The organism is Pseudomonas sp. MB-090624 (genome assembly GCF_003205245.1).
GTDB classification, from domain to species: domain Bacteria; phylum Pseudomonadota; class Gammaproteobacteria; order Pseudomonadales; family Pseudomonadaceae; genus Aquipseudomonas; species Aquipseudomonas juntendi.
The window spans coordinates 44760-67652 of sequence record NZ_QJRK01000034.1 but is presented as its reverse complement, the minus strand read 5'-3'; the positions used below and the strand labels follow the sequence as shown (position 1 = coordinate 67652).

At 62.3% G+C, this 22893-nt stretch carries 18 protein-coding genes and 1 pseudogene; 7 read left to right on the top strand and 12 right to left on the bottom strand.

Features of this window, described 5'->3' with window-relative positions; genetic code table 11:
* Positions 1-17: 17 nt before the first annotated feature.
* Positions 18-935, bottom strand: coding sequence for a glutamate/aspartate ABC transporter substrate-binding protein (locus DMX12_RS19060; RefSeq protein WP_054913617.1), 918 nt, complete (start codon positions 933-935; stop codon positions 18-20).
* Between the two features lie 350 nt (positions 936-1285).
* Here DMX12_RS19060 and DMX12_RS19055 point away from each other — a divergent pair, with 350 nt between their 5' ends.
* Positions 1286-5581: an NEL-type E3 ubiquitin ligase domain-containing protein gene (locus DMX12_RS19055; protein WP_110679159.1), complete on the top strand. Its 4296-nt coding sequence runs from the start codon at positions 1286-1288 to the stop codon at positions 5579-5581.
* A 20-nt stretch (positions 5582-5601) separates the two neighbouring features.
* Here the strand turns inward: DMX12_RS19055 and glpD are convergent, their stop codons facing one another.
* From glpD to DMX12_RS19035, 4 genes are all read right to left on the bottom strand, one after another.
* Positions 5602-7140, bottom strand: a complete 1539-nt coding sequence (gene glpD / locus DMX12_RS19050) for a glycerol-3-phosphate dehydrogenase (protein WP_110679158.1) — start codon at positions 7138-7140, stop codon at positions 5602-5604.
* 232 nt (positions 7141-7372) lie between these two features.
* Positions 7373-8128, bottom strand: a complete 756-nt coding sequence (gene glpR / locus DMX12_RS19045; protein ID WP_009684548.1) for a DNA-binding transcriptional repressor GlpR — start codon at positions 8126-8128, stop codon at positions 7373-7375.
* Between the two features lie 144 nt (positions 8129-8272).
* Positions 8273-9772, bottom strand: coding sequence for a glycerol kinase GlpK (glpK, locus tag DMX12_RS19040; RefSeq protein ID WP_029887758.1), 1500 nt, complete (start codon positions 9770-9772; stop codon positions 8273-8275).
* Positions 9773-9823: 51 nt separating this feature from the next.
* Entirely contained in the window at positions 9824-10675 is an 852-nt protein-coding gene (locus DMX12_RS19035; protein WP_110679157.1) for an MIP/aquaporin family protein, read from the bottom strand.
* A gap of 298 nt (positions 10676-10973) precedes the next feature.
* Between DMX12_RS19035 and ybaK the strand changes: the two genes are divergently transcribed.
* A complete protein-coding gene (ybaK, locus tag DMX12_RS19030; protein ID WP_009684551.1) occupies positions 10974-11444 on the top strand; it encodes a Cys-tRNA(Pro) deacylase in 471 nt (156 codons plus the stop codon).
* Positions 11445-11480: 36 nt separating this feature from the next.
* Here the strand turns inward: ybaK and DMX12_RS19025 are convergent, their stop codons facing one another.
* A complete protein-coding gene (locus DMX12_RS19025) occupies positions 11481-12590 on the bottom strand; it encodes an ABC transporter ATP-binding protein (protein WP_110679156.1) in 1110 nt (369 codons plus the stop codon).
* Positions 12587-13507, bottom strand: coding sequence for an ornithine carbamoyltransferase (gene argF / locus DMX12_RS19020; RefSeq protein ID WP_054913622.1), 921 nt, complete (start codon positions 13505-13507; stop codon positions 12587-12589). The genes DMX12_RS19025 and argF overlap by 4 nt, the downstream gene beginning before the upstream one ends.
* 389 nt (positions 13508-13896) lie before the next feature.
* On the opposite strand from argF, the gene DMX12_RS19015 reads away from it, so the two are divergent.
* Together DMX12_RS19015 and grxD are read left to right on the top strand one after the other, a co-directional pair.
* The gene (locus tag DMX12_RS19015) at positions 13897-16005 is read left to right on the top strand and encodes a molybdopterin oxidoreductase family protein (RefSeq protein WP_110679155.1); all 2109 of its coding nucleotides are present in this window, start codon (positions 13897-13899) and stop codon (positions 16003-16005) included.
* Positions 16006-16096: 91 nt separating this feature from the next.
* Positions 16097-16432: a Grx4 family monothiol glutaredoxin gene (gene grxD / locus DMX12_RS19010; RefSeq protein ID WP_009684557.1), complete on the top strand. Its 336-nt coding sequence runs from the start codon at positions 16097-16099 to the stop codon at positions 16430-16432.
* Between the two features lie 55 nt (positions 16433-16487).
* Here the strand turns inward: grxD and bfr are convergent, their stop codons facing one another.
* On the bottom strand, positions 16488-16961 hold the full coding sequence (gene bfr / locus DMX12_RS19005) for a bacterioferritin (RefSeq protein WP_009684558.1): 474 nt from the start codon (positions 16959-16961) through the stop codon (positions 16488-16490).
* Positions 16962-17160: 199 nt separating this feature from the next.
* Positions 17161-17379, bottom strand: a complete 219-nt coding sequence (locus tag DMX12_RS19000) for a bacterioferritin-associated ferredoxin (protein ID WP_009684559.1) — start codon at positions 17377-17379, stop codon at positions 17161-17163.
* A gap of 223 nt (positions 17380-17602) precedes the next feature.
* On the opposite strand from DMX12_RS19000, the gene DMX12_RS18990 reads away from it, so the two are divergent.
* Positions 17603-18205, top strand: a complete 603-nt coding sequence (locus DMX12_RS18990; RefSeq protein ID WP_009684560.1) for a peroxiredoxin — start codon at positions 17603-17605, stop codon at positions 18203-18205.
* Between the two features lie 101 nt (positions 18206-18306).
* Here DMX12_RS18990 and rnt read toward each other — a convergent pair whose 3' ends face one another.
* Positions 18307-18918, bottom strand: coding sequence for a ribonuclease T (rnt, locus tag DMX12_RS18985; RefSeq protein WP_232108621.1), 612 nt, complete (start codon positions 18916-18918; stop codon positions 18307-18309).
* Between the two features lie 59 nt (positions 18919-18977).
* Entirely contained in the window at positions 18978-20024 is a 1047-nt protein-coding gene (gene pyrC, locus DMX12_RS18980; protein ID WP_029887753.1) for a dihydroorotase, read from the bottom strand.
* A gap of 129 nt (positions 20025-20153) precedes the next feature.
* On the opposite strand from pyrC, the gene DMX12_RS18975 reads away from it, so the two are divergent.
* Together DMX12_RS18975 and DMX12_RS18970 are read left to right on the top strand one after the other, a co-directional pair.
* Complete coding sequence (locus DMX12_RS18975; protein ID WP_110679154.1) at positions 20154-21080, top strand: OmpA family protein; 927 nt, start codon at positions 20154-20156, stop codon at positions 21078-21080.
* Between the two features lie 171 nt (positions 21081-21251).
* Positions 21252-22469: an argininosuccinate synthase gene (locus tag DMX12_RS18970; RefSeq protein WP_029886602.1), complete on the top strand. Its 1218-nt coding sequence runs from the start codon at positions 21252-21254 to the stop codon at positions 22467-22469.
* A 202-nt stretch (positions 22470-22671) separates the two neighbouring features.
* Here DMX12_RS18970 and DMX12_RS30375 read toward each other — a convergent pair.
* Positions 22672-22893, bottom strand: a pseudogene (locus DMX12_RS30375) (hypothetical protein); the annotation flags it as partial.

Here is a 22893-nt window from a genome sequence, read left to right as displayed (position 1 = left end):
AGGCCGTTATCTGAGGATCAGGACTGCTTCTCGTCCGCGGCCTTGTCGGTAGGCTCGGCGATCAGTTTTTTCAGCTCATCGCTCATCGGGAACTGCAGGTTCAGGCCTTTTGGCGGGATCGGTTGCTGGAACCACTTGTCGTAGCTCTTGTTGACTTCGCCCGACTTGAAATAGGCAACGATGGCATCGTCGACCGCTTTCTTGAACGCCTCGTCACCCTTGCGCACCATGCAGCCGTAGATTTCATACGACTGCGGGGTACCGGTGATGACCCAGTCTGCCGGCTTGCGCGCCTTGGCCATTTCACCGGCGAGCAGGGCGTCGTCCATCATGAAGGCTACGGCGCGGCCGCTTTCGAGCATGTTGAAGGCTTCACCGTGGTCCTTGGCGGAAATCACGTTCATCTTCATCTGCTTGTCGGCGTTCATCGCCTTGAGAATGCGCTCGGAGGTGGTGCCGGCGGTGGTCACCACGTTCTTGCCAGCCAGGTCCGGGAAGTCCTTGTATGCAGGTTGACCGTCCTTGACCTTGGTCAGCAGGCGGGTACCGACTTCGAAGATGCCGACCGAGAAGCCGACTTGCTGCTGGCGCTCGACGTTGTTGGTGGTGGAGCCGCATTCCAGGTCGACGGTGCCGTTTTGCACCAGCGGGATACGGGTCTGCGAGGTGACCAGGTTGTAGCGGACCTTGATGTCCGTGCCCAGTTGTTTTTTCAGGGCATCGACGACAGCCAGCTGAATGTCATGCGAGTAGCCCACGGGCTCGGGTTTGCCGGCCAGGTAGGAAAATGGAATGGAAGAGTCGCGGTGGCCCAGGGTGATGGTGCCCGAGTCCTTGATCTTCTTGAGGGTGCCGGTCAGTTCTTCGGCCATGGCTGGCGAAGCGATGATCGCAGCGGCAATGGTGGCGCCCAACAGATGACGAACGATACGCATCAAATTTTCCTCGACGTGTTTGTTTTTTTTATGGAGCCGTTGGCGGACTCTTTCGTTCAACGAATACAGCGAAGCGCTGTGCATTCGATTGAAGAGTGTAGAGCATGAGTCGTGCCAAACGGGTTTGACGAGCAAAAAACCTGATCGTCCGGGCGCTCGGGGCCCTGGCGGAGTGCGTCTACCTCGGGCTTTCGTTCGGTTTTCCGAACTATCCTGGTTGCTACGGTCGGAAAACCGATTGTTTGCTCAGGCGGGCTCGCTGCACGAACCCAGGTTGGGGCTATGGGTATACCTCAGCCTCTGGCTGGAGGGCTGGTTGACTCGGCGCCCTTGTCGCTGGAGCTGAACCGATGACCGAGCCATTGTTTCCCGCTGAATCGATCGATACCCTGATTGCCCGGCGCCTGCCTGCATGGCTGGTGGCCCATGGCAATATCGACTGGCTGCTTGCCTTGCGCCGCGCGCTGCACGCCCAGGAAGAAGCGACCCATTCGCTGTACCGAATCCTGCAAGCCATTCCGGCATTGGATGAGTTCGCAGCTACCCGTTTGAACCAGGTATTGAACCGTGCCGACCTGACGATCACGGACTTGCGCCGTAGCCATGTGGGTATCGAGCGCACCGTTACATTGCCGCCGATGGCGCCGGGGTGGCCCATTCGCCGGCACATGCAACGATCTTCCACGCCGTTGCTGGCGGCGGTACTGCACAATTTCCATATCGTCGACACGCGCCCGTCGCCCAGCCGCCGGGGCTGGCTACTGGACGCAAAGGGCGAGCACGTGCCGGTGGGTTACGAGGTATTCGCCGGGCGCTGCCGCGAGGCCGATGTGGGCGGGCGCTACCAGGCCATCTTGCGCCAGTGCCTGGCGCCGGACGATGCCCCAGGTGCTGCACCTGGCTCGGCCAAGGCCGCTGTACACCGGTGTTTCGAGGAAAACGCCCGCGCCGACCTGGAAGTGGCAGTGCGCTGCGCATTGCTCAAAGGTGACTTGGACGAGAACAGCTACCGCTTGCTGTTGCCCTGTATTACCGCCTTACCCACGGTGCCGGCGGTGCCGGGTGAGGTCGCACCACGCCAGTTGTACCTGCTGGGCAAATGTGTGCGAGGCGTGGTGACACTGGAGCTGCGGCCGGCGGTGGGTGCGGACCTGCAGGGTGTATGCGTCTGGGTACCGAATGACCCGCAGTCGCCGGTTCGCGTCTATCGGTCCTGGGAAGACGTGTTCCGGGCATTGGCCCGGCGCCTGACGACGGCACCCTACCGCCGGTTCTTCAGCCGCTTCATCAGCGAGCGCGACCGGGTTGGCTTTCAGCAACTGCTCGAGGAGCGGATAGAGGCAAGTGCGGCGCACCAGGTGCCTGAGCTCGATGGCAGGCACCTGGCCATCGACACATCGCTGTTCAGCCATCTGCGTGGGTTGCAGATAGACAAACTGCTCGATGATGCCCACGTGCTGGCCGTACCTACCGCAGACCTCGATGAACAGGAGCGCGATGCTCGGCTGCACGCCTATCGGGAACTGGGCCTGAACCTCTTGAACCTGGCAGGCATGTTCGTTCCGGTGCTGGGCGAGGGCTTGTTGGCCTACACGGCGGTGGAGTTGGCCGGGGAAGTGTACGAAGGCTACCAGGACTGGCGTATCGGCGACCGGCAGGGTGCCATGGATCATGTGTTCGGTGTTGCGCAAACCGTGATTGCGGGTGCGCTGATCGCCACCGGGGCTTCCGTGGTGCGGCACTACCTGCAGCGCGTGCCGTTCGTGGACGCGCTGCAGCCGATGCGTGACCAGGCCGGAAAGGCTGGTTTGGTTGCAGCGAACTTGCCGGGGTATTCGATTGACTGGAGCCCTGGAGATGACCTGCATGAGTGGGTATGGCACCTGGACGGGGCCATGTACCGGGTGAGCGAGGATCCGGTGCATGGCAGCACGCGAATTCGCCACGCATCGCGTGGCGAAGCCTGGCAGCCCAGGCTCGAAAGTAACGGTGGCGATGGTTGGCGCCATGAGCTGGAGCGGCCAGGGGACTGGCAGGGGGCCGGCCAGTTGGTCAGGCGGCTGAGTTCAAGGCTTGCCGGCGTACCCGATGCCGCTGCGGATTACCTGTTGCAGGCCACGGGGTTGAGTGAAGCCCGGCTGCGGCGCCTGCATCTGGAACAGGTGGATGCCCCGGCACGGCTGTATGATGCGCTGGATGTCTACCGGGCCCATGAGCGCTTCCCCGACCTGGCCGGCCCGGCCTTGGAGCAGCAGCTTGCCGATAGCGTGGCGGAGCACGGCAGCAGCCTGTTGGCCAGGGCGTTCCCCGGTTTGTCGAGGCGTCAGCTGGTTGAGTTGATGGCGCAGTGCAGCGGCGTCGAGCGGGAGCAATTGCTGGAACGGCAACGCATGCCGTTGGCGCTGGCCGAGCGGGCACGCTGGCAACTGCGTGAACGCCGGCTGGACCGCGCGTGTGCCGGCTTGTACCTGCCGCGTGCAGTCAACGCCGACAGCGAGCGGATCGCTTTCGGGGTCTTGGGTGAACGGCTTGCCTGGCCGCCGACGCTAAGGCTAGAGCTTCGTGAGCGCACTGCGCGGGGGGCGCTGCTGGCCAGTGCCGGCAGTGAGGGCGCCGAGCAGGTGCAATACATCTTCAGGCGCGGCGACGGTTACCGCAGTCCACGATCGGCGCGTTCCCACAGCTTGCAGTGGGCATTGCTGACGAGTCTGGATGAGGCGCAGTTGGCAGAGCTGGGCAATGGTGGCCTGGGTGAAGAAGCCTTCGGCCAGTGGTTGTTGCGCAGTGCCGCAAGTGACCGGGAACAGGCCGCCACATGGTGCGGCATGCAGCCTGTGCACAGCGCCTTCCGCCCACCCCGGCGTTTCGGCGATGGGCGCCTGGGTTACCCCCTCAGCGGGCGCGGAAGCGGCGAACGGCAAGCAATCCGGCGGGGCATTCAGCAGATTTTTCCCACCCTGAGCGACGATGAGATACAGGCCTACCTGCTGAACGTCAACGATGGAGATGCAGGGTTGTGGGAGCACTACACGCAACTGCAAGAGCACCTGGCACAGCTGCGCACTTGCTTGCGCCAGTGGCGCCAGGCCGCCAGCAACCCGCTGCAGGGCGTGAGGCGACGTCGGTTGGAGACCGCCCTGCGCCGCTGCTGGAGGCGCAAGGTGGTCAATGTATCGGGCGATTACGTACTGGACCTGGATGGCGAGCACTTCGGCAGCTTGCCACAGCTTCCGCAGGGCATCCGTTTCGATCATGTCAAACGTTTGTACCTTCGGGACAGCGGCCTTACTGCAATCGACGAAGACTTCCTGCTGCGCTTTGGCAACCTGGTGGAACTGGACCTGTCGCGCAATCGGCTGACCGCGATTCCGGCAGGGCTGGAAAGCCTGGAGCAGCTCAGGACGTTGACGCTGTCGCGTAACCATATCGTGCTGGACAGTGGCGGTGAGGGCCGCCTGGTGCAGGTGCGCAACCTGCAGCTTCTGGACTTGAGCCACAACCCGCTGGGGCGTGCGCCGGTGTTGACCACACTGCGCTACCTGCGCGAAGTGCGGCTGAGGTCCACCGGCCTTGAGCACATGCCCGAGGCAGTGTCCTGGCGAGCCAGGGTCGATCTGCGTGACAACCGTATCCGTCAGTTGCGCCAGGACCTGGCACGGCTGCGCCTGCAACTGGAAGATCAGGCACTGCACGATAACCCGCTCGACGAGGCCGACGAAGCCCTGCTTGAGCAGGCCAGGGCAACGCAACCCGGTGCTGGCCGCATGCGTCAGCACCGGCCTGTGGACGACGCCTTGTTCGAGCGCTTGGCCGGTACGGCCGAGGCACAACAACGGATGCGCTGGCGCGCCATCTACGACGCGTTAGGCGCAGAGCGTGGCGCCGCCGACCTGTTTCGGTTTCTGGCGGACTTCGCGGGGGCGGAAGATTTCGACCTGGCGCCGGCGCGTTACCGCGCGCGTATCTGGCGCATTCTGGAGTTCTGCGAGCAACATGAGGCTGTGCGTGTGCGCCTGTTCGCTGAAGCCGGTGGCCCGAGGACGTGTGAAGACCGGCTGCTGTTGACGTTGGAGCAGCTTGAGCTGGGTGTAATGGTGGAGCGCGCGGTAGGCGGTGAGCCGGCGGGGCTGGAGGGGCGTTTATGGCGTCTGGGGCGTTCGCTTTGGCGCCTGGACGAAGTCGACCGGCTTGCCGTGCGCCACATCGAGCGCCTGCGTGCGCAGCGTACGGTCGGCGTGGATGAGGTCGAGACCCGGCTGTACTACCGGCTCAAGTTGAGTGCCACCCTTGACCTGCCCATCGAGCACGATGAGATGCACTACCCAGGGTTTGCCCATGTCACCAGCAGCGACCTGCTGCGTGCTCGCGACCAGATTCTGGCAAACGAGACACCTGAGCAAGTGATTGGCTCCCTGGCGCAGCGGCCGTTCTGGGAGGTCCATGCCCGCGAGCGCCACCCGGCGCGCTTCGAGCACGTACTGCAACCGCTCAATGATCGGATGGAAAGCCTCGAGGAGCAGGTAAGCCAGGGGCAGATCGACGACTGGACCTTCGCCCTGCGTTGCAAGGCCCTCAAGTACGAATACGAGCAGGCCGAGCGACGCTTGCTGCTAACCCTGGCGCAGGAGCTGCACAGCAGGCTTTGAGCCTGCGCAGCAGCGCCGCATCACGCGGCGTTGCCCTGGGCAAGCCCGACTCGGGTTTGTTGCAGGTAGTTTTCCAGGGCCAGGCGTTCTGCTGCATGGGTGAACAGGCCCAATTTGGTGCGGCGCCACAGGATGTCGTCGGCGGTCGTCGCCCACTCAGCCTCGCAAAGGTAGTCGACTTCGCGAGCGAATAGCCCACCGCCAATGGCCTGGCCGAGGTCATCCGGGCCATTCACGCCATCGAGCAGTTGCCAGACACGGTTGCCATAGGTATTCGCCCAGCGTTTGGCGATATCCACCGGCAGCCAGCCATGGCGGGCCAACAGTTGCTCCAGCAGCGCTTGTGCGGTGGTCATGTGTTCGCCACCCGGCAGGGGCGCGGTGGCCGTCCAGCTGCCGCGCATCTGGCTGAAGAAGGGCTTCAGCTCGGCCATCGCCGATTCCGCCAGCTTGCGGTAGGTGGTCAGTTTGCCGCCGAATACTGACAGCAGCGGGGCCTGACCGACCTCTGCCGACAGCGCCAGCGTGTAGTCGCGGGTGACGGCCGACGGGTTGTCCGACTCGTCGTTGCACAGCGGACGTACCCCGGAATAGGTATTCAGGATGTCGGCCTGGCTTAGCTGATGGTTGAAATGAGCATTGACCACGTTGAGCAGGTACTGGGTTTCCTGGTCGGTAATGGCGACTTTCGCCGGGTCGCCGCTGTACTCCCGGTCGGTGGTGCCGATCAGGGTAAAGCGCTCCAGGTAAGGTATGCAGAAGACAATACGCTGGTCTTCGTTCTGCAGGATATAGGCGTGTTCGCCTTCATACAGGCGCGGCACGATCAGGTGGCTGCCCTGGATCAGGCGAATACCATAGGGCGCATCGAGCTTGAGGTCGTCCTTGATGAAACTGGCCACCCAAGGGCCGGCAGCATTGACCAGGGCGCGTGCCCGAATGCGCTGTTGCCTGCCGTCGGCATGCAGCAGGTCTACCTGCCACAGGCCATCTACACGCTCGGCGCGCAGGCAGCGGGTGCGGGTCAGAATGTGAGCGCCGTGTTCACGGGCGGCCATGGCATTGAGCACCACCAGGCGGGCATCGTCGACTGCACAGTCGGCGTACTCGAAACCGCGGGTGATCTGCGGTTTGAGCGGGTAGCCCGGGCCAAAGCGCAGGCTGCGCGAGGCGCCCAGGCGCTTGCGCTTGCCCAGGTGGTCATACAGGAACAGGCCAGCGCGAATCATCCAGGCCGGGCGCAGGTGCGGGCGGTGTGGCAGCACGAAACGCATGGGCTTGACGATGTGTGGCGCCTTAGCCAGCAGCACTTCACGTTCAGCCAGCGCTTCGCGTACCAGACGAAACTCGTAGTGCTCTAGGTAGCGCAGGCCGCCGTGGATCAGTTTGCTGCTGGCCGATGAGGTGTGCTGGGCCAGGTCGTCCTTTTCGCACAGGAACACCTTGAGGCCCCGGCCAGCGGCATCGGCGGCAATGCCGACACCATTGATGCCACCGCCGATTACGGCAATGTCGTAGCAGTCGGCGAGTGCTGGCTGGGACGAAACGGGCTGGGACACGGGCAAGGCCTCCTGAAACTGTTCATATCGAATATGAACATTAATGTTCGTTTCCGAAAATACTAGCGCAACAGGAGGGCGCTTGCCAGTCAGTTTTCATAGAAAAAACTGATCACATGGCAAGTAAATGAACATTAACGAAAATGCGCTTGAACCCTTCGCGCACCGAGTCGCCCGCAGATCGCGCAGCGCTCGATCTGAGGGCGTTACAGCCCGATGGCCGGTGGGGCGTTTACACCACTTCGATGCGGATCTTGTACTGGTTGAGCAGTTGAGTCAGGGCGGGGGCGGGGGCCTGGTCGGTCACCAGGCAATCCACCAGGCTGATCGAACCCAGGCGCACCATGGCGTTGCGCCCGAACTTGCTGGAGTCGGCGGCGAGGATAACCTGGCGGGCATTGGTGATGATGGCCTGGGACACCCGCACTTCCTGGTAGTCGAAGTCGAGCAGGCTGCCGTCCTCGTCAATGCCACTGATCCCTACCAGGGCGAAATCGACCTTGAACTGGTTGATGAAATCGACGCTGGCCTGGCCGACCACGCCGCCATCGCGGCGCACCGTGCCGCCTGCCACCAGCACCTCGAAATCATCCTTGGCCGCGAGAATGGCGGCCACATGCAGGTTGTTGGTGATGACTTTCAGGTGGTTGTGATTGAGCAGGGCCCGGGCGATGGATTCGGTGGTGGTGCCTATGTTGATGAACACCGAGGCATGGTCGGGTATTTGCCTGGCCACGGCCTCGGCGATGCGTTGCTTTTCGTCGCGCATCTGGTCGGCACGCATGGCGTAGGCGGTATTTTCGACGCTCGAATCGTAAGCGGCACCCCCGTGGTAGCGGCGCAGCAGGTTGAGTTCGGCTAACTGGTTGATGTCACGGCGGATGGTTTGTGGCGTCACGACGAACAGCTGCGCCATTTCCTCGATACTGACATAACCGCGCTCTCGCACCAGTTCGAGGATTTGTTGTTGGCGTGGGGGCAGATTCATGGGCGGTCCTTTGGGGCTGCCGGACAAATTCTGCAATGATGCCGTAGGACGGAGACTACGGCCAGTGGGCTATGACGCATTGGCCCGGGCTGCGAACCGCGATCCGCGATCCCATGGCGGGACCGCGGCATCGCTGAGGGTCCCTCAGGCGTCGTGATCTTCCCAATCGCGGGTGCGATCTACGGCCTTCTTCCAGCCGGCGTACAGCTTTTCTTTCTGCGCTTCATCCAACTGCGGGCTGAACTCGCGTTCGATGATGGCCTTGTCGCGCAACTCGTCCAGGCCGCACCAGAAGCCACAGGCCAGGCCCGCCAGGTATGCTGCGCCGAGGGCTGTGGTTTCACGCATCTTCGGGCGTTCCACGCAGGTGCCGAGGATGTCTGCCTGGAACTGCATGAGGAAGTTGTTGGCCACTGCGCCACCGTCCACGCGCAGTTCGGACAGGCGCTGGCCGCAGTCCTGTTGCATGGCGTCGAGCACGTCGCGGGTCTGGTAGGCGATCGACTCGAGGGCCGCACGAATGATGTGGTCCACCTTCACGCCGCGGGTCAGGCCAAACAGCGCACCACGGGCGTAGGGATCCCAGTACGGTGCACCCAGGCCGGTAAACGCCGGCACCAGGTACACGCCATTGCTGTCCTTGACCTTGCTGGCGAAGTACTCGGTATCCAGTGCGTCGTTGACGATCTTCAGCTCGTCACGCAGCCACTGCACGGTGGAGCCGCCATTGAACACGGCGCCTTCCAATGCATAGGCCACTTCGCCCCGTGGCCCGCAGGCAATGGTGGTGAGCAGACCATGGGAAGACTTCACGGCCTGGCTGCCGGTGTTCATCAGCAGGAAGCAGCCGGTGCCGTAGGTGTTCTTGGCCTGGCCCGGTGCCACGCACATCTGGCCGAACAGGGCCGACTGCTGGTCACCGGCGATACCGGCGATGGCGATGCCGCTCTTGGTGTGGCCGTACACTTCCGACGACGGCCGCACCTCAGGCAGCATCTGCCGCGGGATGCCCAGGATCTCCAGCAGTTTGTCGTCCCACTGCAGGCTGTGGATGTTGAACATCAGCGTGCGCGAGGCATTGGTGTAGTCGGTGACATGGACCTTGCCACCGGAAAATTTCCAGATCAGCCAGGTATCGATGGTGCCGAACAGCAATTCGCCACGTTCGGCCCGTTCACGGGCGCCTTCAACGTTGTCGAGGATCCATTTCAGCTTGGTGCCGGAAAAGTACGGGTCGGTGACCAGGCCCGTGGCTTCGCGAATGTAGTCTTCATGGCCATCGCGCTTGAGCTGGGCGCAGATCTCGGTGCTGCGGCGGCACTGCCAGACGATGGCGTTGTATACAGGGCGCCCGGTTTCCTTGTCCCATACCACAGTGGTCTCGCGCTGGTTGGTGATGCCCAGCGCGGCAACCTGCGCATGGCTGATGCCCGCCTGGGCCAAGGCTTCGACCATGGTCGCGCTTTGGGTGGCGAAGATCTCCATCGGGTCGTGTTCGACCCAGCCCGCCTGCGGGTAGTGCTGGGCGAACTCGCGCTGGGAGGTACCCACCACGTTGGCGTCACGATCGAAAATGATCGCTCGCGAACTGGTGGTGCCCTGGTCCAGGGCGATGATGTAGTTCTTATCCTGGGTGTCTGTCATGGTCGTAGGCCTTGCAAGAATAGGGGGTCAGGGCTGTGTGTGATGCCGCGATCAACTGGCTTGAGTATCGCCCTGGCGGTTGTCATTTGTCTCAGGGTGCTCGGCAGTTGCAACAGGCAGGTTGCGGGCGATCAGGCCGCGATAGGCCGCGGCGCCCACGCAGGCGCCAACGATCGGCGCGAAGATCGGCACCAGGAAGTAAGGAACGCTGCGCCCACCGGTGAAGGCAATTTCGCCCCAGCCCGCCAGGAATGTCATGAGCTTTGGACCGAAATCACGGGCCGGGTTCATCGCGAACCCGGTCAGCGGGCCCATGGCGCTGCCGATCACGGCGATCAGCAGGCCGATCAGCAGCGGCGCCACGGCGCCGCGCGGCAGGCCATTGTTGTCGTCGGTCAGGGCCATGATCACAGCCATCAGGATAGCGGTGATCACCACTTCGACCAGGAAGGCCTGGCCGGTGGAGAGTGAGGGGTGGGGGTAGGTGGAGAACACCGACGCCAGTTCCAGGCTGGCTTCGCTTCCGCGTAGCATGGCGTGCGCCTGTTCGAAATCGAAGAACAGGTTGCTGTACAGGGTGTAGACCAGTGCTGCACCACAGAATGCGCCGCACACCTGGGCCAGCATGTAGAAGGGCAGCTTGCGCTTGTCGAAACCGGCGAACAGGGTGAGGGCGATGCTCACGGCCGGGTTCAGGTGCGCGCCGGAAATGCCGGCGCTGAGGTAGATGGCCATGCTTACCCCGACACCCCAGATGATACTGATTTCCCACAGGCCGAAGCTGGCGCCCGCGACTTTGAGCGCGGCAACGCAGCCGGTGCCGAAGAATATCAGCAAGCCCGTGCCGAGAAATTCGGCCAGGCATTGGCTGGACAGTGTGGGTTGGCGTAGAGCAGTCGTCATGTATGACCTCGTTGTTTTTGTTGTGAGGCGCTTGGCGCTCGACAGCAAAGCTCGGCGTCCATCCCCATTGATACCGAGCAGGGAAGTGCACCTTTAACGTGCACCGCGTATTCAGAAACGAAAAAATATAGACAAGAAACGCTGATGTCAAAGGTCGAAAGTGAACGACCAGTCACGAAATGGCCGCTAAAATCGGTTTCGGATGCCCGTGCCAGAGCTGCGCGATTGCGGTGCGCTGGCTGCCATGTGGGAATTGTCCTAAAGTAGCCGCCGAGCCGTCCCAGACCGGAGCCCCTGCATGACCCCCGCCCTAGACCTGTTGAAGAAGCATCGTGCCGAGCATCGCGTGCACAGTTACGAACACGACCCCAAGTCGGCGTCGTATGGGCTGGAGGCGGCAGAGAAGCTTGGGCTGGACCCGCAGCAGGTATTCAAGACGTTGCTGGCGAGCAGCGAGAAAGGCGAGTTGCTGGTGGCGGTGGTGCCAGTGGGAGGCACCCTGGACCTCAAGGCCCTGGCCCATGCTGCCGGGGTGAAGAAGTGCGAAATGGCCGACCCGGCGGCGGCGCAGCGCGCTACGGGCTACCTGGTGGGTGGAATCAGCCCGCTGGGGCAAAAGAAACGCCTGCGCACCTTCATCGATGATTCGGCGCAGAACTTTGCAACCATCCATGTCAGTGCCGGACGGCGAGGGCTTGAGGTGGAATTGGCGGCCGCAGTGCTGGCCGAGCATACCCAGGGCAAATTTGCCGGTATTGGCAGGGGCTGAGAAGCTGGGGCTGCCGTGCAGCCCCAGCACCCTGTATCAGGTCGCCGAGCTGTAGCGACGAACCCCGTTCTCAAGGGGCGACAACTGCGCCGCAACGCTACCGGGTGCCGGGAACAGCACCAGGTGGTCGGCCTTTACCGCAATGCCGACATCGTCACCTACCTGCTGATCGTCATGGCTGGGGAATATCGCTTCCAGCTGGCTGCCGGTCGGCAACTGCAGGCGGTACAGGGTCGAGGCGCCGAGGAAGCTCTTGCCGACTATTCTGGCCTGCAGGGGGCTGCCTGGTGCATGCACGATATCGTCCGGGCGTAGCAGCACATCCACCGAGCTGCCCACGGCCATGATGTAGGCGCGGTTACCCCGCAACTCGCCCAGTTCGGTGCTGACCGCCTCGTGGCTGACCATCTGGCCACGAATGAAATAGCCCTGGCCGATGAAGCTGGCAACGAACGGTGTCTGTGGCTCGTGGTACAGATTGTAGGGTGTGTCCCACTGTTCCAGGCGGCCCTCCTTGAACACCCCGACCTGGTCGCTGACGGCAAACGCTTCCTCCTGGTCATGGGTGACCAGAACGGCACTGGTGCCGCGGCTTTTGAGAATGTCACGCACCTCATGGCTCAGCCGCCGGCGCAGTTCCACGTCGAGGTTGGAGAACGGCTCGTCGAGCAGCAGCAACTGTGGCTCGGGGGCCAGTGCACGGGCCAGCGCGACCCGTTGCTGCTGGCCGCCAGACAGCTCATGCGGGTAACGCCCGCCCAGGCCAGCCAGCTTGACCAGCTCGAGCATTTCTTCGATGACTGCCGCCTGGCGGGGGTGCTTGGCAATGCCGAAGGCTATGTTCTGCGCCACGGTCAGGTGCGGGAACAGCGCGTAGTCCTGGAACACCATGCCGATGCGGCGCTTTTCCGGGGCCAGGGTGAAACCGGCTCGGGAAATTACCTCGCCCGCCAGTTGGACCTCGCCGTCGTGCACCGGCTCGAAGCCGGCGATGGCGCGCAGGGTGGTGGTTTTGCCGCAACCCGATGAACCCAGCAGGCAACCAATGTCGCCTGCGTTCAGGTGCAGGTTGAGGTTCTGGACGATGCGCTGGTCGCCGTAGCCGCAGGCGAGGTTGCGCAGGTTGAGCAGTAAGGGTTGACTCATGCGTGGTGGTAAGCCGGTTCGACAAGGAATTCGAGAAGGGCCTTCTGTGCATGCAGGCGATTTTCAGCCTGGTCCCAGGCGACGGACCGCGGGTCGTCGAGCAGGTCATGGCTGATTTCCTCGCCACGGTGGGCAGGCAGGCAGTGCATGAACAGGGCGTCGGGTGCCGCCAGGTCGAGCAGTTCGCGGGTGACCTGGTAAGGCGCAAAGTGCGCCAGGCGCCGTGCAGTTTCCTCCTCCTGGCCCATGGAAGTCCAGACGTCCGTGGTCACCAGGTGGGCACCGCTTACGGCTTGCTTGGGGTCGCGCACGATTTGCACGTGGTCACCGCCAATGGCCATGAAGCGTGGGTCAGGCTCGTAACCTTCCGGGCAAGCGATACGCAACTGGAAGTCAAACTGCCTGGCGGCCTCGATGTAGGAGTTGCACATGTTGAAGCCGTCGCCGATCCAGGCCACGGTCTTGCCTTGAATGGTGCCGCGGTGTTCGAGGAAGGTTTGCATGTCGGCCAGCAACTGGCACGGGTGCGACTCGTCGGACAGCGCGTTGATCACCGGCACGCGCGAGTTGGCGGCGAATTCGGTGAGGGTGCTGTGGGCATGGGTGCGGATCATGACCACGTCGAGCATGCTCGACAACACGATGGCGCTGTCGCCAATCGGCTCGCCACGGCCCAGCTGGGTATCGCGCGGCGACAGGAAAATGGCCTGACCGCCGAGTTGGATCATGCCGGCTTCGAACGACACACGGGTACGGGTCGAGGACTTCTCGAAAATCATGCCCAGCACGCGGTTTTTCAGCGGCTCGAACAGCACGCCTCGCTTGCGCAGGTCCTTCAGCTCGATGCCGCGGCGGATCACCCCGAGCAATTCGTCGGCGGTGAAGTCCAGCAGGGAGAGAAAGTGCCTAGCGCTCATGATTGACTACCTTATCTGCAACAGTATGCAGGTCGCCGTATGGTTTTTTTGACAACGGGAGTGACCTGCGGCGTAAGCCGCACGGGGGCGGACGAAAAAGGGAAAGGCGCAATACTATAAGTAAATGTCGCCTAAAGCCAAGAGGGGAAACAGCAGCCCGCCTGCAAAGACGTTGCAAGGCGTGTCTCTACCCATTGGGCTGTGCTGTTTTTTATTTGCTACAGCAGGTTGTACACGGCTTGCTGGCAATTTGGCAATTTGGCAAATGGCTGTCGCAAATCGTGCCACTGATGTCGGTGGATTCACGCGGCGAAGCGCGCTGGCCGGGGTAGGGTGCCGGGCGCATAGTTTCAGCTCGTTCACTACCCAACAACAAGGCAGAGGCGGCCATGACCAAGACCCTGCATCACCGTGCGTGTCACCTGTGCGAAGCGATCTGCGGGCTCAACATCGAAATCAGCCATGACGACGCGGGGCGGGCGCAGATCAGCTCGATCAAGGGCGACCCCCACGACCCGTTCAGCCGCGGCCATGTCTGCCCCAAGGCGGTAGCGTTGCAGGATATTCAGAATGACCCGGATCGTTTGCGCCAGCCCCATAAACGGGTAGGGGAGCACTGGCAGGCGATTGAGTGGGATGAAGCGTTTACCCTGGCCGCCGACAGGCTGTGGGCGATCCAGCAGGCCCATGGGCGCAATGCCGTGGCCGTGTACCAGGGCAATCCCAGCGTGCACAACTACGGGTTGATGACCCACAGCAATTATTTCCTCGGCCTGCTGAAAACCCGCAACCGTTTCTCTGCCACGTCGGTGGACCAGTTGCCGCAGCACCTGGTCAGCCACCTGATGTACGGGCATGGCTTGCTATTGCCGATCCCGGATATCGACCATACCGATTTCATGTTGATTCTTGGCGGCAACCCGCTGGCCTCCAACGGCAGCATCATGACGGTGCCCGACGTGGAGAAGCGGCTCAAGGCCCTGCGCGCGCGCGGTGGGCGCCTGGTGGTGGTGGACCCGCGGCGCAGCGAAACGGCGGCCATGGCCGACCGCCATCTGTTCGTTCGCCCCGGGGGCGATGCGGCGCTGTTGTGCGGCCTGCTCAGCACGCTGTTCGACGAGGGCCTGACACGGCGCTCGCACGTGCCGGTCAATGGTCTGCAGCAGGTTCGCGCGGCACTGGCGCCTCTCAGCGCCGAGGCCATGAGCGCGCTGTGTGGCATCGAGGCGGCCGAGATCCGGCAGCTGGCACGGGATTTCGCCGCCGCCGACAAGGCGGTGTGCTACGGGCGCATGGGCGTGTCGACGCAAACCTTCGGCACCCTGTGCCATTGGCTGGTGCAACTGATCAACCTGGTGACCGGCAACCTCGACCGCGCCGGTGGGGCGTTGTGTACGGAGCCGGCCGTGGACCTGGTCGCAACCACCTCGGGTGGGCATTTCAATGCCTGGCAAAGCCGGGTATCGGGGTTGCCCGAATACGGCGGTGAGCTGCCGGTGGCGGCCCTCGCCGAAGAAATGCTGACGCCCGGCGAGGGGCAGGTGCATGCCCTGGTGACGGTGGCCGGCAACCCTGTGCTGTCCACGCCCAACGGCCGCCAGCTGGACGCTGCGCTGGAGGGGTTGCAGTTCATGCTCAGCATCGACCTCTACATCAACGAGACCACACGCCATGCCGACTTGATCCTGCCCTCGACCTCGGCGTTGGAAAATGATCACTACGACAGCACATTCAACCTGTTGGCCGTGCGCAACATCACGCGCTTCAACCGGGCGATCCTGGCCAAGCCGCAGGGCGCCTTGCATGACTGGGAAATTTTTGTCGGGCTGGCGCAGGCCTATGCCAGGCGTGCCGGGCTGGAGATCAAGCCAACCGTGGCGCCCGCACAGATGATCGACCTGGCCCTGCGCAAAGGCCGCTACGGCGAGGCAACCGCCTGGCAGCTTTCCCTGGCCAAGCTCGATGAGCACCCGCATGGCCTGGACCTTGGCCCGTTGCGCGCCAACCTCGAGGCTCGCCTGGCCACTGCCAGCAAGGCGATCGAAGCGGCGCCCCAGGTGCTGCTGGACGATTTGCAGCGGCTGGCCCGGCAAGCACCGCCAGCGCCGAACGAATCGTTGTTGATCGGGCGCCGCCACGTGCGCAGCAACAACTCATGGATGCACAACTTTCATCGGCTGGTCAAAGGCAAGCCCCGGCACCAGTTGTTGATGCACCCCCACGATCTGCAGCAGCGGCAACTGCAGGATGGCCAGCGGGTGCGGATTCGCTCGCGCACCGGTGCCCTGGAAGTCGAGGTACTGGCTTGCGAGGACATGATGCCCGGTGTGGTCAGCTTGCCCCATGGGTTCGGTCATGGCCGGCAGGGCGTACACCTGCAGGTCGCCCAGGCGCAGCCTGGCGTGAGTGCCAATGACCTTACCGACGAGCGCTTGCGTGACCCGGTGTCGGGCAATGCGGCGCTCAATGGCGTACCCGTGCAGGTCGAGGCCGCTTGAGCGATGGCAAGGCCGAGCATGCTGCTCGGCTTTCCGTTACAATGCCTCACCGTGCCGACGATCGCGTCGGAAAGTTCAGCTGAGGTGCTAGATGGATATCATCGATACGATCAAAGAGCAGATTGCCAACAACACCATTCTGCTTTACATGAAAGGTTCGCCGAATGCCCCGCAGTGCGGGTTCTCGGCCAAGGCATCGCAGGCTGTGATGGGGTGTGGCGAGAAGTTCGCCTACGTCGACATCCTGCAGAATCCGGAAATCCGCGCCAACCTGCCAAAGTACGCCAACTGGCCGACTTTCCCGCAGCTGTGGGTGGCCGGTGAGCTGGTCGGCGGTAGCGACATCATGCTGGAAATGTTCGAAAAGGGTGAGCTGCAGGCCCTGATCAAGGACGCCGCCGCCAAGGCCAAAGCTGCCGAAGCCTGATTTCGGCAAGCATGAAAAAACCCGCTGATCGCGGGTTTTTTTATGCAGCGGGTGATTACTCTTCGCCCATCTGCGATTGCAGGTAGTTTTCGATACCGATTTTGTCGATCAGCCCCAGCTGGGTTTCCAGCCAGTCGATATGTTCTTCCTCGGACTCGAGGATATCTTCCAGCATGTCACGCGAGCCGAAGTCACCCGCGGTTTCGCAGTGGGCGATGGCGGCCTTGAGATCGGCCAGGCCCTTGTGTTCGAGCTTGAGGTCGCACTCGAGCATTTCCTTGGTGTGCTCGCCGATCAACAGCTTGCCCAGGTCCTGAACGTTAGGGATGCCTTCGAGGAAGAGAATACGCTTGATCAACTTGTCAGCGTGCTTCATCTCGTCGATCGATTCCTTGTACTCGTGCTTGCCGAGTTTGTTCAGGCCCCAATCTTCGTACATGCGTGCGTGCAGGAAATACTGGTTGATCGCGACCAGCTCGTTTCCGAGGATCTTGTTGAGATGCTGGATGACGCTTACGTCGCCTTTCATTTGGGTTCCTGCCCTGTAGAAGTGTGCCAATAGCAGGAAGTTTGAGCCCGATGCGCAAGTGTGTCAAACCTAAGTGATTGAATAATAAATGAAAATTAATAGGAATAAGAATGTTTGTGAACCGCGTTGGTGCCCTAACTTATTGATATGTAGGCATAAAAAAACCGGACACTAGGTCCGGTTCTTGGAAATTCTGGTTTCAGGCGGTGGTGAATTCTACCGGGTAGGGAAGCGCGGCCTGGCTGACCTGCAGCTCGGTCAGGGTCTCGCGGACTACTTGCTTGGCCAGGCAGGCACATTTGCCACACTGGCTGGCGACATTGGTCGCGGCTCGCACATCCTTGTAACTGCAGCATCCTTCATAGATCGCGTCGCGGATCTGTCCGTCAGTAACGCCGACACAAAGACACACATACATAAGGGCTGACCATCGCTGGTTGAGTCGATGGGTTGGAGCTTAATGTTAATGAGAATGCTTGTCAAAGCACTTTCTGCAAGGCCCGTGCTTGAGCGACCGGCGGTTGCCTGCTCGTTGGATTCGGCCTGTCATCAGAAGCCGTGTATGATGGTCGCCTTTGTTGGATGTCGGGCAGGCCCGTCTGGCCCGGCAAACGGTTCTACACCCTCATCAGGAGATTACAATGAGCGTACTCGTTGGTAAGAAAGCCCCCGATTTCACCGTACCGGCCGTGCTGGGCAATGGCGAGATCGTCGACAGCTTCAACCTGGCTTCGGCCATCAAGGGCAAGTACGGCCTGGTGTTCTTCTACCCGCTGGACTTCACCTTCGTCTGCCCGTCCGAGCTGATCGCCCTGGACCACCGCATCCCTGATTTCCAGGCGCGCAACGTAGAAGTGATCGGCGTGTCCATCGACTCGCACTTCACTCACAACGCCTGGCGCAACACCCCGGTCAACAACGGCGGCATCGGCCAGGTGAAGTACACCCTGGCTGCCGACATGACCCACGAAATCTGCAAAGCCTACGACGTTGAGTCCGAAGGTGGCGTGGCCTTCCGTGGTGCCTTCCTGATCGACACTAACGGTGTTGTTCGTTCGCAGATCGTCAACGACCTGCCACTGGGCCGTAACATGGATGAACTGCTGCGCTTGGTCGACGCCCTGCAATTCCACGAAGAGCACGGCGAAGTCTGCCCGGCCAACTGGAAAAAAGGCGACAAAGGCATGAATGCTTCGCCAGAAGGCGTAGCCGCCTACCTGAGCGAGAACGCCGGCAAGCTGTAATTGCGGCGCGCATGAAAAACCGGCCCTGGTGGCCGGTTTTTTTGTGCCTGGGTGGTGGCTGCGGGCTTGTGTTGCGAAAGGGCCGCCAGGCGGCCCACAGGTCAATCGTTGAAGTCGCGCCAGCCGCCCAGGTCCTTCCAGCGGTTGACGATGCCGCAGAACAGCTCCGCCGTTTTCTCGGTGTCGTACCGCGCCGAGTGCGCTTCACGCCCATCGAAGTCGATGTCGGCGCTTTGGCAAGCCCGCGCCAGTACGGTCTGGCCATAGGCCAGGCCGGCCAGGGTGGCCGTGTCGAAGCTGGAAAACGGGTGGAACGGGTTACGCTTCACGTCATTGCGCGCCACGGCCGCGTTGAGGAAGCCGAGGTCGAAGCTGCTGTTATGGCCGACCAGAATCGCCCGCTTGCAGCCATTGGCCTTCAGGGCCTTGCGCACACCGCGGAAAATATCGGTCAGCGCGGTTTCCTCGCTGACTGCCATGCGCAGCGGGTGGTCGAGCTTGATGCCGGTGAACTCCAGCGCGGCCGCCTCGATGTTCGCGCCTTCGAACGGCTCCACCCGGTGGAAGTACGTGTGCTCGGGGAACAGGAAGCCTTTCTCGTCCATGCCGATGGTCACTGCAGCAATTTCCAGCAAGGCATCGGTGGCGCTGTTGAAGCCGCCCGTTTCCACGTCCACTACAACCGGCAGGTAACCGCGGAAGCGCTCGGCCATTGGATGGCGCGACCCGCTGTTGCCTTGGCTTTCCAGGTCGTCTTCGTAGAGGTCTTCGCTCACGCGTTTTCCTCCAGCAGGCGCCAGCGCAATTTCTCGCCAGCGCGCAGCGGCACCACGGTTTGCTCGCCGAATGGCAGGCTCTGCGGGGCGGTCCACTCTTCGCGGACCAGGGTGATGGTGTCGGTATTCGCCGGCAGGCCATAGAAAGCTGGGCCGTGCAGGCTGGCGAAACCTTCCAGCTTGTCCAGCGCGTTGCGTTGCTCGAACGCTTCGGCGTACAGCTCGATAGCCGCGTAGGCGGTGTAGCAGCCGGCGCAGCCGCAGGCCGCTTCTTTGGCGTGACGGGCGTGCGGGGCCGAGTCGGTACCGAGGAAGAACTTCGGGTTGCCGCTGGTGGCTGCATCCAGCAGGGCCACCTGGTGGGTGTTGCGCTTGAGGATCGGCAGGCAGTAGAAGTGCGGGCGAATGCCACCGACCAGCATGTGGTTGCGGTTGTACAGCAGGTGTTGCGCGGTGATGGTCGCGCCAACATTGGCCGGTGCCTCGGTGACGAACTGCGCGGCATCGCTGGTGGTAATGTGTTCGAACACCACTTTCAAGGCCGGGAAGCGCTCGACCAGGCGGCGCATGTGCTCGTCGATGAAGCGCTTCTCGCGGTCGAACACGTCGATTTCGCTGCGGGTCACTTCGCCGTGCACCAGCAGCGGCATGCCGACCTCCGCCAATGCCTCGATGGCCGGGAAGATATTGTCGATGCTGGTCACGCCCGAGTCGGAATTGGTGGTGGCGCCCGCCGGGTACAGCTTGGCGGCATACACGATACCGCTGGCCTTGGCGGCACGCACATCTTCGGGGCTGGTACGGTCGGTGAGGTACAGGACCATCAGCGGCTCGAAGCGGCTGCCTGCCGGGCGGGCAGCGAGGATGCGTTCACGGTAGGCACCGGCCTCGGCGGCGTTGCGCACCGGCGGAACCAGGTTGGGCATGATGATGGCGCGGGCGAAAGTACGCGCCACATCGCCAACGGTGTGGGGCAGGACGGCACCATCACGCAGATGGATGTGCCAGTCGTCGGGGCGCAGGAGGGTCAGGCGATCGGACATTGGGGATTCCAGGCGGGTCGAACTCAAGCCCCAATGCTACCGGAAAACCCTGGGCCGAGCACGGCTATCAAGTTTTCCGGTTGGCGTCCGATAGCCTGCAGGTAAGCCGTTGAAATTGTGGAGCCGCCCGTGCGCCAGCGTTACCTGACCCTGTTGACCCTGTTCGCCAGCCTGCCGGCTGCCGCGCTGACTTTCCAGACGCGCATGGAGAACATTGCCTGGAAGGTCGAGGGTGACCCGTTCGAGTGCCGGCTGATCCAGCCGATCGATGGTTTTGGCAGTGGTGAGTTCGTACGCCGGGCGGGCGAGCAGGCAGTGTTCCAGCTGCGCTCGGCCAGCAACATACTGGGGGCCGGCACTGCCAGCCTGCTGGCGGCGGCGGCGCCGTGGCAACCCGGTCGTGGTGATATCAACCTGGGTAGCGTGCGCATGGCCCGTACTGGCGTGTTGTTCAGTTCGTCGCAAGGCCAGGCCAGCCGCCTGATCAATGGCTTGCTGGACGGGCGCAGCACGGTGGTGCGCAGCTATGCGGGCGAAGCTGGCCGGCCCATGGAGGTGCGGGTACTGCCGGTGAGCTTTGCCAAGGCCTACAGCGATTACCAGGTGTGTGCCGCCAAGCTGCTGCCCATGAACTACGATCAGGTGCGCCAGACCCAGGTCGGTTTCCCGGGCGGGGGCATCGAACTGGATGACGCGGCCAAGGCCAGGCTGGATGTGATTCTCGAATACATGAAGGCCGACCCTTCGGTGAACCATGTCGAGCTCAACGGTCACTCCGACAACAGCGGTAATCGCCTGACCAACCGCGACCTGTCACGCCGCCGGGCGCTGGCGGTGGCGGACTACTTCAAGGCTCATGGCATCAAGGATGAGCAGATCACCGTACGCTTCCACGGCGAGCGCTACCCGGTGGCCAAGAACAACACTGCAGCCAACCGGGCGCGGAATCGGCGGGTGAACATCGAGCTGGACCGGGTGGTGGTGCCTGAAAAACCGGTGGAGAAACCGACCGAGCAAGTCCCTGCTGCTGCTGCTGCCCCGGCCAGGCAACCTTGAGGTTGGACAGCCGCGTGCACCGCAGGCCCTTGACTTGCCTGCCTCACTACCGTCCGTCGCCCCTGTGAAAGTTCTTGTCGCTTTGTCGTCAGAAGCTGTCGCGCCACTGTAAATTTATCGTTAACGCCGTTAGAATCGGTCCTTTTCCGTACAACCCCGTGGAGTGATGGCATGGCGGACGTAAAAAAGGTCGTACTGGCGTATTCCGGCGGCCTTGATACTTCGGTGATTCTCAAGTGGCTGCAGGATACCTACAACTGCGAAGTGGTGACTTTCACCGCTGACCTGGGTCAGGGCGAAGAGGTCGAACCGGCCCGCGCCAAGGCTCAGGCAATGGGTGTTAAAGAGATCTACATCGACGACCTGCGCGAAGAGTTCGTGCGTGATTTCGTGTTCCCGATGTTCCGCGCCAACACCGTCTACGAAGGTGAGTACCTGCTGGGTACTTCCATCGCCCGCCCGCTGATCGCCAAGCGCCTCATCGAAATCGCCAACGAAACCGGCGCAGACGCCATTTCCCATGGCGCTACCGGCAAGGGCAACGACCAGGTGCGTTTCGAGCTGGGTGCCTACGCGCTCAAGCCTGGCGTCAAGGTCATCGCCCCATGGCGTGAGTGGGACCTGCTGTCCCGCGAGAAGCTGATGGACTACGCCGAAAAGCACGGTATCCCGATCGAGCGCCACGGCAAGAAGAAGTCGCCGTACTCGATGGACGCCAACCTGCTGCACATCTCCTACGAAGGCGGTGTTCTGGAAGACACCTGGACCGAGCACGAAGAGGACATGTGGCGCTGGAGTGTCTCGCCTGAGAACGCCCCGGACCAGGCCACCTACATCGAACTCACCTACCGCAACGGCGACATCGTTGCCATTGACGGTGTCGAGAAAACCCCGGCAACCGTTCTGGCCGACCTGAACCGCATCGGCGGTGCCAACGGCATCGGCCGCCTCGACATCGTCGAAAACCGTTATGTCGGTATGAAGTCGCGTGGCTGCTACGAGACGCCTGGCGGCACTATCATGCTCAAGGCCCACCGTGCCATCGAGTCGATCACCCTGGACCGTGAAGTTGCTCACCTCAAAGACGAGTTGATGCCCAAGTACGCCAGCCTGATCTACACCGGTTACTGGTGGAGCCCGGAGCGCGTGATGCTGCAGCAGATGATCGACGCTTCGCAGGTCAACGTGAACGGTGTGGTGCGGCTGAAGCTGTACAAAGGCAATGTCACCGTGGTTGGCCGTAAATCGGATGATTCGCTGTTCGATGCCAACATCGCCACCTTCGAAGAAGATGGCGGCGCCTACAACCAGGCCGACGCTGCTGGCTTCATCAAGCTCAACGCCTTGCGTATGCGCATTGCCGCCAACAAGGGCCGTTCGCTGCTCTGATTGCTGGCCTGTGCCATGAAAGAACCTGGCTGCGGCCTAATGCCTGTCGGTTAAGCGTTACTGGGGCTGCTTTGCAGCCCTTCGCGGGCACGCCCGCTCCCACAGGCGCTGAACGCAAGAGATGCGCTATCCCCTGTGGGAGCGGGCGTGCCCGCGAAGGGTCGCAAAGCGGCCCCAAATTACTTAACTGACTGGCATTAAGCTGCGGGTTCGCGGCCTCACTGCCCAGTGGGCTGATGGACAATTGCGCGCATTGGCCTTTATCCACATTGCAAAAGCGCCAGGTGCGGGGCGGCATTGGTGGTTGCGCAAGCGCTTGCAACAGTTGCTGTTCCATCAGGCGACAGGCATCCGGGCCAGAAAACATGAAGGTGACGGGCTCGCCTGGCAACCCCTCCTGCGGCATGGCAGCGAGGGCTTCACT